We start from the raw sequence: 13837 nt of genomic DNA on the forward strand, positions 1-13837 counted from the left end.
ACACTTATAAACTTAATTTTTAGCTTCTCTATTAAATGTATATAAAACTAAAAATTACTCACAAAAATATTAGTTAATTGTTGATAAGTTGATAAGTTATAGATTAGTGCAAATAATTAAGATTTCCTTTTTTATATTTTGTTAATATAACTATAATATATGGATTTTGTCCACGTTTTCCACATTTTTAACAAGTCTTTAATTTATAATATCTTTGGAGATAAATATGAACATAAACGATATTTTAAAAGAACTCAAACTAAGTTTAATAACAAATAGAAATATTGATGAATCTATATATAACGACTATATAAAAACAATTAATATTTATAAAAAAGATTTATCTGATTATGTTGTTGTTGTTAAATCACAATTTGGCTTATTAGCTATAAAACAATTTCGTCCAACTATTGAAAATGAGATAAAAAGAATTTTAAAAGAGCCAGTAAATATTAGTTTTACATATGAACAAGAATATAAAAAACAACTAGAAAAAACTGAATTAATAAATAAAGATCATTCAAGTATTATTAGTAGAAAAGTTAAAAAAATAAATGAAAATACATTTGAAAATTTTGTAATTGGTTCAAGTAACGAACAAGCTTTTATAGCAGTTCAAACAGTGAGTAAAAGTCCTGGAGTTTCTTATAATCCTCTATTTATTTATGGTGAATCTGGAATGGGAAAAACTCATTTATTAAAAGCTGCAAAAAACTATATTGAATCTAATTTTTCTGATTTAAAAGTTAGTTATATGAGTGGTGATGAGTTTGCTAGAAAAGCAGTTGATATATTGCAAAAAACTCATAAAGAAATTGAACAATTTAAAAATGAAGTATGTCAAAATGATGTTTTAATTATTGATGATGTTCAATTTTTAAGTTACAAAGAAAAAACTAATGAAATATTTTTTACTATTTTTAATAACTTTATAGAAAATGATAAACAGCTATTTTTTTCAAGTGATAAATCACCTGAATTATTAAATGGTTTTGATAATAGATTAATTACTAGATTTAATATGGGATTAGGTATTGCTATTCAAAAACTAGATAATAAAACAGCAATAGCTATTATTAAAAAAGAAATTAAAAATCAAAATATTAAATCAGAAGTTACTAGTGAAGCAATTAATTTTATTTCTAATTATTATTCAGATGATGTTAGAAAAATTAAGGGAAGTGTTTCAAGACTAAACTTTTGGTCTCAACAAAATCCAGAAGAAAAAACTATTACTATAGAAATAATTTCTGATCTATTTAGAGATATACCTACTTCAAAATTAGGTATTTTAAATGTTAAAAAAATTAAAGAAGTTGTTAGTGAAAAATATGGTATTTCAGTTAATGCAATTGATGGAAAAGCTAGAAGTAAGCTAATTGTAACAGCAAGACATATAGCAATGTATTTAACAAAAGAGATTTTAAATCACACTTTAGCTCAAATTGGAGAAGAATTTGGTGGTAGAGATCACACAACAGTTATTAATGCTGAAAGAAAAATAGAAGCCATGTTAAAAAAAGATAAACAATTAAAAAAGACTGTTGATATTTTAAAGAATAAAATTTTAACAAAATAATAAAAATAACTATTTTAAATCTATGTTTTTATAAGTTATTCACAAATTAACCTCATAATAAGAATAATATTTTAGAAATATAATAAAGAAATAGAAATACAAAATACATCTTATTTTAATTTATTCTAAATTAAAATAAAAAAACATCTAAAAGGAGTAATTATGAATTTTTCAATAAATAGAATGATTTTATTAGACAATTTATCAAAAGCTGCTAAAGTAATTGATTATAAAAATGTAAATCCAAGCTTATCAGGTATTTATTTAAATGTTTTAAATGATCAAATTAATGTTATTGCTACTAGTGGTATACTTTCTTTTAAAAGTATTTTAAATAATCAAAATTCAGATTTAGAAGTTAAACAAGAAGGTAAAGTTTTATTAAAACCTAAATATGTTTTAGAAATGCTAAGAAGATTAGATGATCAATTTGTAGTATTTTCAATGGTTGAAGAAAATGAATTAATTATTAAAACTGATAATTCAGATTTTAGTGTTGGAGTTTTAAATTCAGAAGATTATCCTTTAATTGGATTTAGAGAAAAAGGAATTGAATTTAATTTAAATCCTAAAGAAGTTAAAAAAACTATTTATCAAGTTTCTGTTTCAATGAATGAAAATAATAAAAAATTAATTCTTACAGGTTTAAATTTAAAACTAACTAATAATCAAGCAATTTTTTCAACAACTGATTCATTTAGAATTAGTCAAAAGATTTTAGAAATTCAAAGTAATAATAATGAAGATATTGATATAACAATTCCTTTTAAAACTGCTTTAGAATTACCTAAATTATTAGATAATGCTGAAAATTTAAAAATTATAATTGTTGAAGGATACATTACTTTTATAATTGATAATGTTATTTTTCAATCTAATTTAATTGATGGAAAATTCCCAAATGTTCAAATTGCTTTTCCAACAAAATTTGAAACTATTATTACAGTAAAACAAAAATCAATTTTAAAAGTTTTATCAAGATTTGATTTAGTAGCAGATGATGGTTTACCAGCAATTGTAAATATTAAAGTTAATGAAGATAAAATCGAATTTAAGAGTTTTATTTCAGAAGTTGGTAAGTATGAAGAAGATTTTGATAATTTTGTAATTGAAGGAAATAAAAGTTTATCAATTAGTTTTAATACAAGATTTTTAATTGATGCGATTAAAACTTTAAATGAAGATAGAATTGAACTAAAACTAATTAATCCAACTAAACCAATTGTGATTAATAATGTTTATGATGAATATTTAAAACAAGTAATTCTTCCAACCTTTTTATCAAATTAATCCACTTAGTGGATTTTTATTTTTAAAATAAATATTATGAGTAAAATTAAACAAATTATAATTGTTGAAGGTAAAACTGATACCGACAAATTAAAAAGCATTTATGGAAATGATTTAAAAACTATTCAAACAAAAGGATTAAGTTTAAATAAAAAAACTTTAGAAATGATTAAAGAATTTAATAATAAAATGGGTGTGATTATTTTTACTGATCCAGATGGAGCTGGTAAAAAAATAAGACAAACTATTATAGATTATTTAGATAATAAAGTTTTAAATGCTTTTATTAAAAAAGATGATATAAATAAAACTAGTAAAAAAGTTGGAATTGCTGAAGCTGGTGATGATGCTATTAGAAAAGCTTTAGATAATTTAATTATTTATGATAAAAATAATGTTTCTTTAAGTTGAACTGATTATATAAATAATGATTTTTATTTAAAATCAAATAGAATAGTTATTTGTAAATATTTTAATTTTGATAATAATATTAGTTCTAAGACTTTGTTTAAATGATTAAATTGAATGAATATCTCAGTTGATGATATTAAAAAAATAATAGGTGAATAATGAAAGCTAAAAAATACTATGGACAAAACTTTATTTCTGATTTAAATTTAATTAATAGAATTGTTGATGTTTTAGATCAAAACAAAAACCAATTAATTATTGAAATTGGTCCAGGAAAGGGTGCTTTAACTAAAGAATTAGTTAAAAGATTTAATAAAGTTGTAGTTATTGAAATTGATCAAGATATGGTTGAAATTTTAAAAGCTAAATTTGATTATTCTAATTTAGAAATTATTCAAACTGATGTTTTAAAAATTGATTTAAAACAACTAATTAGTAAGTATGATTATGAAAAAATAAGTATTATTTCAAATACACCTTATTATATAACTAGTGAAATTTTATTTAAAACTTTACAAATCAGTGATTTACTTACAAAAGCTGTTTTTATGTTACAAAAAGAAGTTGCCTTAAGAATTTGTAGTAATAAAAATGAAAATAACTACAATAATCTTTCGATTGCTTGTCAGTTTTATAGTCAAAGAAACTTTGAGTTTGTAGTTAATAGGAAAATGTTTTATCCAATTCCTAAAGTTGATTCAGCAATTATTAGTTTAACTTTTAATGATATTTATAAAAAGCAAATTAATGATGATAAAAAGTTTATCGAATTTGTTAGAATTCTTTTTAATAATAAAAGAAAGACTATTTTAAATAACTTAAATAATATTATTCAAAATAAAAATAAAGCATTAGAATATTTAAAAATCTCAAATATTAGTAGTAATTTGAGACCAGAACAACTAGATATAGATGAATATATAAAATTATTTAACCTGATCTATACTAGTAATTTTTAAATTTATATAATCAAAATATAGACAAATATAGACAAAACTAAGTTAGAAACAAAAGGATTGAATTTATGATTAATGATTTTCAAGAAATAACCTTAGAAGATCTAGAACAAAATAATTTTAAGTTAAAAGAAAATAAAGTTAAATTTCAATTTTTAATGAGATTTTCTCTAGTTTTTTCTAATATTTTTACTCATATTTTTTTATTTTTATTAATTATTATTAGTGGCTTATTTTTTGGGTTACGTTACACTTATTATAATTATAAAGTTGATTTAATTACTAATGTTGATAAGATAAAACCTTCTATTCCTAAATTAAAAGAAATATATAAAGAAGCTCTTGAAGTAGTAGATGAAGTTAAAAAAGAAACAGATAAAAACTCAAAAGATAGTTTAATTAATAAAATAGATGAAGTTAGAGGGATTGTAAAAGAAATTACTAGTATAGCTAGAGAGTTTGATGAAAAGAGTAAAGAAGTTAAACCTAAAGTAGATGAAGTTATAAAAGATGGTAATCAAGTAACTAAGCATTTAGATGAAGTAACTAAAGAAATTGAAAAATTACAAAAAAACGGTAGTGGAATAGTTGGGAGAATCAGCAGAAATGTTCCAGATGATTTAAATGTTCTTGGTACTATTGCAAATGAGTTTGTAGGAGATGTTAATTCTGTTAAAGATTCTGTAGAAAAAATTGCTGAATTAGCTAAAAAAATATCTGAGGAAGGTAAAAAAATAACTTCTAATGTTGAAGTTATTAAAAATGAAGTTGAATACTTTACAGGCAAGAGTAAAGAACCTTTAAAAGATATTGACAAAATAAAACAAATATATGATAAAAAATTTCCTATATTTGAAAAGAATAATAAAAAATTACAAGAAATTTGAAATAAATTAATGGGAATTTATAACCAATTTACAGTAGAAGAAACTAAAAGTGACTATTACAATTATATTATTTACATATTAATATTTTTGATAATTGATTCATTAGCCTTATTAGTAATTACTTATATGTCAATGATAAGTAAAACTATAAAAAAGGTATTATTATTTTACATATTTGGTCTTTTAAGTTTTAATCCTATTGTTTGAGTTTCAATAATAATAAGTTTATTTTCAAGACCAATAAAAAATAAAAAAAATAAGTTTAGTTAATTTTTTATTAATAATAAAAGCTATAACTACTACTTAATTGAATAATAGACAAAAATATAATATAATTATAAAGCCGCGATAAGAATAACGTCTGAACGAGTTAGAACCGGAAGGTAGCAGCTATAAGGAAAAGTGTTCTGTATTGCGGTTTTTTATTTGGAGAAAATTATGGATGATTTTAATAATATATTAGATCTACTAATCAATGAATCTAAAAAAACAATAAAACATAATGATATACCAGTTAGTTGTTGTATTATTGATAGTAATAACAATATTTTAAGTTTAGCTATTAATAGTAGATATAAAAATAAAGACATTTCTCAACATGCTGAAATTAATGTAATAAATAATTTAATTAATAAACTTAATAATTTTAATTTATCTAAATATAAGTTAATTACTACTTTAGAACCTTGTATGATGTGTTATTCAGCAATTAAACAAGTAAAAATAAATACTATTTATTATCTAGTTGAAAGTTATAAATTTGGCATTAAAAACAATTACAGTATAAATGATCAAAATCTTAATTTAATTCAAATAAAAAACCAAAAAAAGCAAACAGAATATATAAAATTACTTAATAATTTTTTTATTAATAAAAGATAAATATTTATCATTCCTACTAGTATTTGTTTATCTAATCAAGTATTAATATAAGATAAAATTATATTAGTTGGAGGCTAAAATGAATACAAATAAACAATCTTTATATAGGGCTTATAGACCAAAAGATTTTAGTAGCGTTGCTGGACATAACAATATAAAAGAAATTTTAGAAAAGCAAATTAAAGATAATAGAATTAACCATGCTTTATTGTTTTCTGGTCAAAGAGGAACTGGAAAAACAAGTGTTGCTAGAATTTTTGCAAAAACTATTAATTGTTTAAATTTAATTGGTTCAAAAGCTTGTGAACAATGTAATAATTGCAAATTAGCAAATGAAAATCAATTAATTGATATTATTGAAATCGATGCTGCTTCAAATAATGGTGTTGATGAAATTAGAGAAATTAAAAATTCAGTTTCAACTTTACCAATAAATAGTAAATATAAAGTTTATATTATTGATGAAGTTCATATGTTAACAAAACAAGCTTTTAATGCTTTGTTAAAAACTTTAGAAGAACCTCCAGTTTATGCAATTTTTATTTTAGCAACTACTGAATTTAATAAAATCCCTCAAACTATTTTGTCTAGATGTCAAATTTTTAATTTTACAAAAATTAAAAAAAACTCTTTAAAGAATCGTTTGCAATACATAGTAAATCAAGAAAATTATCAGATTGAAAAAGAAGTTTTAGATGAAATATTTTATCTTTCAGAAGGTTCTTTAAGAGATGCAATTAATATTTTAGAACAACTAATGTTAGCTACAAATAATCTAATTACTATAAAAAATTTAAAAGCAATTTTTTTAATTGCAACAAAACAAGAGCAATTGCAAGTGATTCATCAATCATTAAATAATGACACTAATTCTATTATTTCTTATTTTCAAAAAGCAAATGATCAAGGAATGAATTGAGATGTTTTTGCTTTAGGTTTAATTGAAATTTTAAAAGAAATTATTGAGTATAAATTAACTAATAATAATGAGTTTTTAAACATATTAGAAGAAGATGAAGTTAAACAATTTGTCAATATTGATGTTAATCATCTTTTTTTACTATCAGATAATTTAGCTGAAGCTTACTTTAAAACAAAAGCTGCAAACATTAGCTTTAACTACTTATTATTAAGTTTGTTAAAAACTATTAATTCAAACAATAAACAAGAAAATATACAAACAATTAATCAAAATACAAACAAAAAAGAATCTATTAATTCATTAGAAGAACAAGTTGCTATAAAACAAAATTATGTTGAAGAGTTTGTTGTTAATAATAAAAAAACAGATAAGTCTGTTGATGAAATTTTTATTAAACCAAATATTAAAAATGAATCAATAAATCAACAAGAAATCCAATCAGTAAAAAAAGAAGAGATTTTTAATAACGAAGTTGAACAAGAAAGTAATTTTAATGAGTTAATTAATAATTATGATGAACAAGATAGTGATTTTAAATTTGTAAATATTAATCAAGAATTAGAACTAACTAGTAAGTTTTGTAAAACGTTTAGTGAATTAAAATCGAAATTTAATGTTTGTGTTTCTAATTCTATAGATAGTAAAGTTAAAATGCTTTCAAATGATGATTTAATTAGTATTTTTATTCAAACAAAATATTATAAAGACAATAAAAAAATTCTAGAAAATTTATTTGAAGAACTTTTTAAAGAACAAGATAATACTTTAATTAACCCTAGTCAAGCTACTGAATTGTTTATGTTAATAGATAGTAAAATTATTTCTTTTACTAATGAAGTAATTATTGTAAAAACTCAAACTAAAACCCAGTCTAATTTAATTAATGATTCAATGTTAGATGAACATGTTTTACAAGCAATTTTTAAATGATTTAAAAAACCTTATATAATTTTTGCTATTGATAAACTGAAATGAGATGAAATCAAAACTATCTTTATGGATTTAAAAAGTAAAAATAGACTATCTGGATATAATTTAATTGATCAAAAGCAATTAAAAGAAAAATATTTAACAATTAACAATAAACTTGATGAAGATTTAATTAATAAAGCAAAAGATCTTTTTAATGATGATTTTATGATAGGTGATTAAAATGCCAGAAAGTATATTTAATGAAATTGTAGAATCAATTAGAACTAATGAGGGATTAACTAAAAAAACTTCAGAAAGATTATTAGTGAATTTGTTATTAAATAAAGATAAACTTAATGAATTTATTAATCAACTAAATAAAGTTAGCCAACTAATTTCAACTTGTAAAATATGTGGATATTTAAGTGAAAATGAGAAATGTTTAGTATGTAGTTTAGATAATAGAAATCAAAATATAATTTGTATAGTTTCAACAATTTTAGATGCAAAAAACATAGAAACTGCAAATAAGTATAAAGGAGTTTATCATATTTTAAATGGTGAAATTAATCTAAATAAAAACATTACATTTGATAAGTTAAATATTAGTTCTATTTTTAAAAGAGTTAATGACAATACTGAAATTATTTTAGCTTTAAACTCTACTTTTGAAGGCGAACTAACTGCTAATTATTTATATAAACTACTAAGTACTAAAAATGTTAAAATCACAAGATTAGCCAAGGGAATGCCAATGGGGGCTAGTTTAGATTATATGGATGAATTTACTTTACAAAGTGCATTTATTAATAGAAAAAAATATGGAGAATAAAAATGTTTATTACATTTGAAGGAATGGATGGTAGTGGAAAAACTACTGCTTTACTAAAAGTAAAAGAAGAACTAGAAAGGTTAAATTACAAAGTTTTAATTACAAGAGAACCTGGTGGAGAAGTTATTGCTGAGCAAATTAGACAAATTATTTTAGACAATAAAAATAAAAATATGGATGTATGGACTGAAGCTTTACTTTTTATAGCTTCAAGAAATCAACATTTACAAAAAGTAATAAAACCAGCTTTAGAAAAAAATATTATTGTTATTTCAGATCGCTTTATTGATTCAACTAGTGCTTATCAAGGAAGTGCTAGAAATATTGGTGTTGATGTAGTTAATCAAGTTCAACAAATTGTTTTAAAAAATTGTTTACCTGATTTAACATTATTTTTTGATGTTTCTTTTAGTGAAGCTGAAAAAAGAATGCAACTAAGAGGAGAAAGTTCAAAAAATAGACTAGATGAAGAAGAAAATAATTTTAAGCAAAAAGTTTATCAAGGATATTTAGAACTAATTAAAAATAACCCTGAACGTATTAAAGTAATTGATGCTAATAAAGATATTGATCAAGTTTATAATCAAGCTATAAAAATAATTTTAGAAAAACTTAAAGAAAATGAAAAAAGAACAAGTAATTAGTAGATTAAAAAAACTAATTGATAATAATAATTTATTTTCTAATATTATTTTAAATTGTAAAAATGAAGAAATTAGTTTAGATGTAGTTGAACAAATTATTTATTATGCTTTTAGTAAAAATTTAGAAAATCTTGATTTTAATAAACTAAAAGAACAAATTAAAAATAATACACATATTGACATATTAACAATTGGAAATAATAATGTAGTAATAACAAATCAAGAAGTTTTAAATCTAATTAATAAAATGTCACTATCAGCAACAGGAAAACAAAACATTAAGTTTTTTATAATTAAAAATGCTCAAAATCTTAAATTAAGTGCTGCTAATTCTTTATTAAAATTTTTAGAAGAACCACCAGTTAATACTTATGGAATTTTACTAACTAATAATTATAGTGAAATTATTAATACTATTTGATCACGTTGTCAGTTAATTAATATAGATAATGAAACTCAATTAGATAACAAACTTAACAGATTTGAAGAATTATTAATATCTAAAAATAAAGATGAGATTTTGTTATTTAATAAAGAAATGAAAGCTATGAATAAAATTGAATTAGTTAAAATGATTGATGATGCATATAATAGAACCATTATTTATCAATTTGCTAATTTGATTAGTTGTACTTTAGAAATACTAGATGATTTAAAATTTTTACCACTTACAAACATAGCTATAGATAATTATTTAATTAGAATTGTAGAGCAAATTTAATGAAAGTTTTAAATGATTTATTAGGATATAAAAATAGAAAATTATATCAAGATAACAAGATGTTTAATTTTACTTTAGATAGTGTGTTAGTGGCTAGGTTTTGTAATTTAAATAGTAAGAAAAAGAAGATTTGTGATTTTGGAACTAATAATGCTGTTATTCCTTTAATTTTATCTAAATATACAAGAGCAAAAATTATTGGAGTTGAAATTCAACATAAAGCAGTTGAAATAGCAAAACAAAATATTAAATTAAATAATCTAGAAGAACAAATTGAAATTGTGCATACTGATATTAAAGAGTTTAGTAAATTACATAATCAAGAATTTGATTTAGTTGTATGTAATCCTCCTTTTTTTAAAATGAATGGTAACCCAAAATTAAAAGAAATTTCTTTAGAAGTTGCTAATGCTAGACATGAATTATTAATTACTTTAGAAGATATTATTAAAAGTGCCTCTAGATGTTTAAAAAATGGTGGTAATTTTACTATAGTTCATAGAAGTGAAAGATTAAGTGAAATCATTAATTTATTTTATAAATACAATATTTATCCAAAAAGACTAAGATTAATTCAATCTAAAAAAACAGATAATGCAAAAATGATTTTACTTGATGGAACATATCAAGGAAATGAAGGAATGGAGATATTACCTACTTTAATTACACATAATGATGATGAAACTTATACTGATGAGTTATTAAAATACTTTCATGATTAATAATTATTTAAGTTTATTAAGTATTATAATTCAAATAGAAAGAATAACTATATGGATGCTAAAAAAGTAATATTTACGCTTGATCAATTAGCAAAAGAACGTGGCACAACAATTGGAAATATTAGCAAAATTATTTTAAATAATTTAGAACTTATTACTAACTTAACAATTTATAAAGTTGCTGATCTTTGTTTTGTTTCTCCATCAACAATTACTAGAATTTGTCAAAAATATTTAGATATTTCTGGGTTTAGTGAATTACAAATTTTAATAAGAGTTTATTTAAATGAACAAGAAAAACAAAATAAAGATGAAAAAGAAGAGGGCAAAAAAATTTCTAAATTTACTGAAATTAGAGAGGCTATTAATGTTACTGATGCATTAATTGATATTGATGAAGTTGATAAAATTGTTAGAACTCTTTATAACACTAAAACTGTTGCTTTAATTTCTTATGATAATAGTGTTAAACATGCTGTTGCTGAACTTGCTGAAAAAATGAATTTAATTGGAATTCCACCTGTAATTATTAATCAACAAACTGATTTAGATTATTTTACAAAGATTTCTGATTTTAATTGATTGTTTATTGTTATTTCACATTTTGCAGAAAATAGCTCTACATTTCAATCAATTTTACAATTGAAAAAAAATGGGTCAAAAATAGCCTTAATTTCAATGAATAAACAAAACAAGTATTCTAGTGTTTGTGATTATTGAGTTAAATATGCTGTTAGTGATGATGACCCATTACAAAAGATCAAGCATTCTGCTAATTTTTCATTATTATATGTAGTTCAAGTTCTATTTAATAGAATCTTAAAAAATGATAAACAACGTTTTGTAAAAATAATTAAAACTTTAAAAATTGATTAATATTATGAATTTATTTAATGTAGATAAAGATAAAAAATATTTATTAGCAATATCAGGAGGTCCTGATAGTGTTTTTTTATTATGTAATATTGTTAAGATTATTGATTCTACTAATTTAATAGTTTGTCATGTTAACTATAACTTTAGATATGATTCAATCAATGATCAAAAAATAGTAACTAATCTTTGTAAAAAATTTGATTTAAAGTTAGAAATCTTAAATATTAATAAAGACTATAGCTTGTTAAAAGAAAACTTTGAATCTTGAGCAAGATTTCAACGCTATGATTTTTTTAATAAAATAGCTAAAAAGTATCACATTTATAACTTATTAGTTGCTCATAACTTTAATGATTTAATTGAAACTTACTTATTACAATTACAAAGAAATAATTTAGTTGATTATTATGGGTTAAAAACTGTTAGTCACTATAAAGATCTTGTAGTTTATAGACCTTTATTAGATATTAAAAAATCTGAAATTCTTGATTATTTAAAAATGAACCAAATTAGTTATGCTATTGATTCAACTAATACTGATATTAAATATCAAAGAAATAAAATTAGATCTATTCTTGATGAATCTATTTTTATAAATATTAAAAATCAAATTGATATTGATAATAAAAAATTAGAAACAATAAAAAAAATAGTTAATAACTATTTAGAACATAATCTTATTAATAAAGAATTGATTTTAAATAAAGAACTTTTTTTATTAGAAAGTAATATTATTAAAAGAATTATTTATAAATATTTTAAGTTAATTGATAAAGAAAGATTATTAGTTAATAGAAGCAATAAAACAATTAGTGAAGTTGCTAAAAGACTAGTTGAGTCAAATAAAAGTTTTTGAAAAATTAACTTAAATGATCATAGTTTAATTAAAGATTATAAAAAACTATTTGTTATTAAAAATAGTTTATTAGAAGTTAAAACTATAATTATTAATAATTTAGATGATTTAGCTAATCAAACTAGTTTTAAAGATATTAAAGAAATTGAACAAATAATTATAAGAGAAAAAAACTTTAGTTATGTAATTAGTAATGATTATGAATTATATAAGTCAATTACTACAATTAGAAATAAAAAAACTAATAGATATTTTATTGATAGAAAAATTAGTTATAAAACAAGATTTTTAGCACCTGTTGTATATAACATTAAAGATAAAATTATTCTAAACAAAGTTAAAAAACACTATTAGTTTTTTGATTTTCTTATATGATTATGTTTTTGACATAAACTAATAATTTGTTCAATTATTTTTGATTGCTTAACAATAGTTTGACTGCAAGTACAAGGAACTTTTTTGTGCATTTGTTCAAAAATTAAATCAGCATTTTGATATCAAGATTTTTCTGAATTATTTAAAAAATTACACATACTAGCAATGCTTCCTACAAAATAGTCTGCATATCTAATTAATGGATGAGAGATTGATTCAAATTGTATAACTTTAATTTGAATATCTTTAAAGTGCAAGTTTCAATAAAAATAAGTTTTTAAATAACCTTCTAAAGCTTTAAATTTTTGCTGTTTATTATTTTTGGTTTTTATACTAATTCTTCTTTGATCTATATAAACTTTAATATTTAAAATATCTTTATTTTTTATTATTTTTTTTACAGATAAAGATTTGATAGTTCTTTCAATTAAGTTTTTTACCATCATATTATAAATAGCTTCAAGATTAATTTGTTTGCTATATTTTGATTGTCAATCTTTTAAACTACTAATCATAGAAATATTAGTTTGATTATTAAATCTAATTTTTGATGACAATGCCTTTTTATTATTTAAAGATAAATTATTTCATTTAACTTCTTTTTTTATTTCATAAGGTTTTAGATCAGTTTCAAAATTATTTCTATAGTTTCTAATTGATTTTTCAGTTTTTAAAATATTAGATTTAATTTTAGATTCATAGACTTGAATATTTTGATAATCAGAGTCATTTAAATAAAATCCACCTACAACAAAAAAATCAGAAATGGCATTTCCACTTTCATCAAGATAAAAATTAAGATAATAAGTCATAAAATCACCACTTTAAAAAAGGAGGCATAGCCTCCTTTCAGCATAGGGGTGCCCGTACTTTACACTCTTAGTAGTGCATACGATTAAGATCTTCTTCAATCCCTACGTCTTACCACTATTATAATAACATAGAAAATAACAATTTGAAACTACATTGTTA

Annotated in this window: 14 protein-coding genes and 1 other RNA gene; 14 read left to right on the forward strand and 1 reads right to left on the reverse strand. The window is 21.1% G+C overall.

The genetic code is table 4. The annotated features are described in order from the left end of the window. The first annotated feature begins 226 nt into the window (after window positions 1–226). The 14 genes from dnaA to tilS all read left to right on the forward strand — a co-directional run bounded on the left by dnaA (window position 227) and on the right by tilS (window position 12844). Window positions 227–1579: a chromosomal replication initiator protein DnaA gene (dnaA, locus tag MSB_RS00010; protein WP_013447327.1), complete on the forward strand. Its 1353-nt coding sequence runs from the start codon at window positions 227–229 to the stop codon at window positions 1577–1579. A gap of 162 nt (window positions 1580–1741) precedes the next feature. Next, the gene (locus MSB_RS00015) at window positions 1742–2869 is read left to right on the forward strand and encodes a DNA polymerase III subunit beta (RefSeq protein WP_013447328.1); all 1128 of its coding nucleotides are present in this window, start codon (window positions 1742–1744) and stop codon (window positions 2867–2869) included. A gap of 36 nt (window positions 2870–2905) precedes the next feature. Then, a complete protein-coding gene (gene rnmV / locus MSB_RS00020) occupies window positions 2906–3439 on the forward strand; it encodes a ribonuclease M5 (protein ID WP_013447329.1) in 534 nt (177 codons plus the stop codon). Beyond that, a complete protein-coding gene (gene rsmA / locus MSB_RS00025) occupies window positions 3439–4239 on the forward strand; it encodes a 16S rRNA (adenine(1518)-N(6)/adenine(1519)-N(6))-dimethyltransferase RsmA (RefSeq protein WP_013447330.1) in 801 nt (266 codons plus the stop codon). The genes rnmV and rsmA overlap by 1 nt, the downstream gene beginning before the upstream one ends. Before the next feature lie 65 nt (window positions 4240–4304). Beyond that, on the forward strand, window positions 4305–5393 hold the full coding sequence (locus MSB_RS00030) for a methyl-accepting chemotaxis protein (RefSeq protein WP_013447331.1): 1089 nt from the start codon (window positions 4305–4307) through the stop codon (window positions 5391–5393). Window positions 5394–5458: 65 nt separating this feature from the next. Continuing rightward, window positions 5459–5554: signal recognition particle sRNA small type (gene ffs, locus MSB_RS04555), an RNA gene on the forward strand. A gap of 7 nt (window positions 5555–5561) precedes the next feature. After that, window positions 5562–6005, forward strand: coding sequence for a nucleoside deaminase (locus tag MSB_RS00035; protein ID WP_013447332.1), 444 nt, complete (start codon window positions 5562–5564; stop codon window positions 6003–6005). Window positions 6006–6084: 79 nt separating this feature from the next. Beyond that, window positions 6085–8079: a DNA polymerase III subunit gamma/tau gene (gene dnaX, locus MSB_RS00040; RefSeq protein WP_013447333.1), complete on the forward strand. Its 1995-nt coding sequence runs from the start codon at window positions 6085–6087 to the stop codon at window positions 8077–8079. Window position 8080: 1 nt separating this feature from the next. Beyond that, the gene (recR, locus tag MSB_RS00045; RefSeq protein ID WP_013447334.1) at window positions 8081–8671 is read left to right on the forward strand and encodes a recombination mediator RecR; all 591 of its coding nucleotides are present in this window, start codon (window positions 8081–8083) and stop codon (window positions 8669–8671) included. 2 nt (window positions 8672–8673) lie between these two features. Continuing rightward, complete coding sequence (tmk, locus tag MSB_RS00050; protein ID WP_013447335.1) at window positions 8674–9315, forward strand: dTMP kinase; 642 nt, start codon at window positions 8674–8676, stop codon at window positions 9313–9315. After that, window positions 9293–10036: a DNA polymerase III subunit delta gene (locus MSB_RS00055; protein ID WP_013447336.1), complete on the forward strand. Its 744-nt coding sequence runs from the start codon at window positions 9293–9295 to the stop codon at window positions 10034–10036. Before tmk ends, MSB_RS00055 begins: the two co-directional genes overlap by 23 nt. Further along, window positions 10036–10758, forward strand: a complete 723-nt coding sequence (locus MSB_RS00060; protein ID WP_013447337.1) for a tRNA1(Val) (adenine(37)-N6)-methyltransferase — start codon at window positions 10036–10038, stop codon at window positions 10756–10758. The genes MSB_RS00055 and MSB_RS00060 overlap by 1 nt, the downstream gene beginning before the upstream one ends. Window positions 10759–10809: 51 nt before the next feature. Next, window positions 10810–11634, forward strand: a complete 825-nt coding sequence (locus MSB_RS00065) for a MurR/RpiR family transcriptional regulator (protein WP_013447338.1) — start codon at window positions 10810–10812, stop codon at window positions 11632–11634. Window positions 11635–11638: 4 nt separating this feature from the next. After that, the gene (gene tilS, locus MSB_RS00070) at window positions 11639–12844 is read left to right on the forward strand and encodes a tRNA lysidine(34) synthetase TilS (protein ID WP_013447339.1); all 1206 of its coding nucleotides are present in this window, start codon (window positions 11639–11641) and stop codon (window positions 12842–12844) included. Here the strand turns inward: tilS and MSB_RS00075 are convergent. After that, on the reverse strand, window positions 12841–13677 hold the full coding sequence (locus MSB_RS00075; protein ID WP_013447340.1) for a DUF3800 domain-containing protein: 837 nt from the start codon (window positions 13675–13677) through the stop codon (window positions 12841–12843). The genes tilS and MSB_RS00075 overlap by 4 nt on opposite strands. Window positions 13678–13837: the final 160 nt, after the last annotated feature.

It is taken from the genome of Mycoplasma leachii PG50 (assembly GCF_000183365.1).
Lineage (GTDB): Bacteria > Bacillota_I > Bacilli_A > Mycoplasmatales > Mycoplasmataceae > Mycoplasma > Mycoplasma leachii.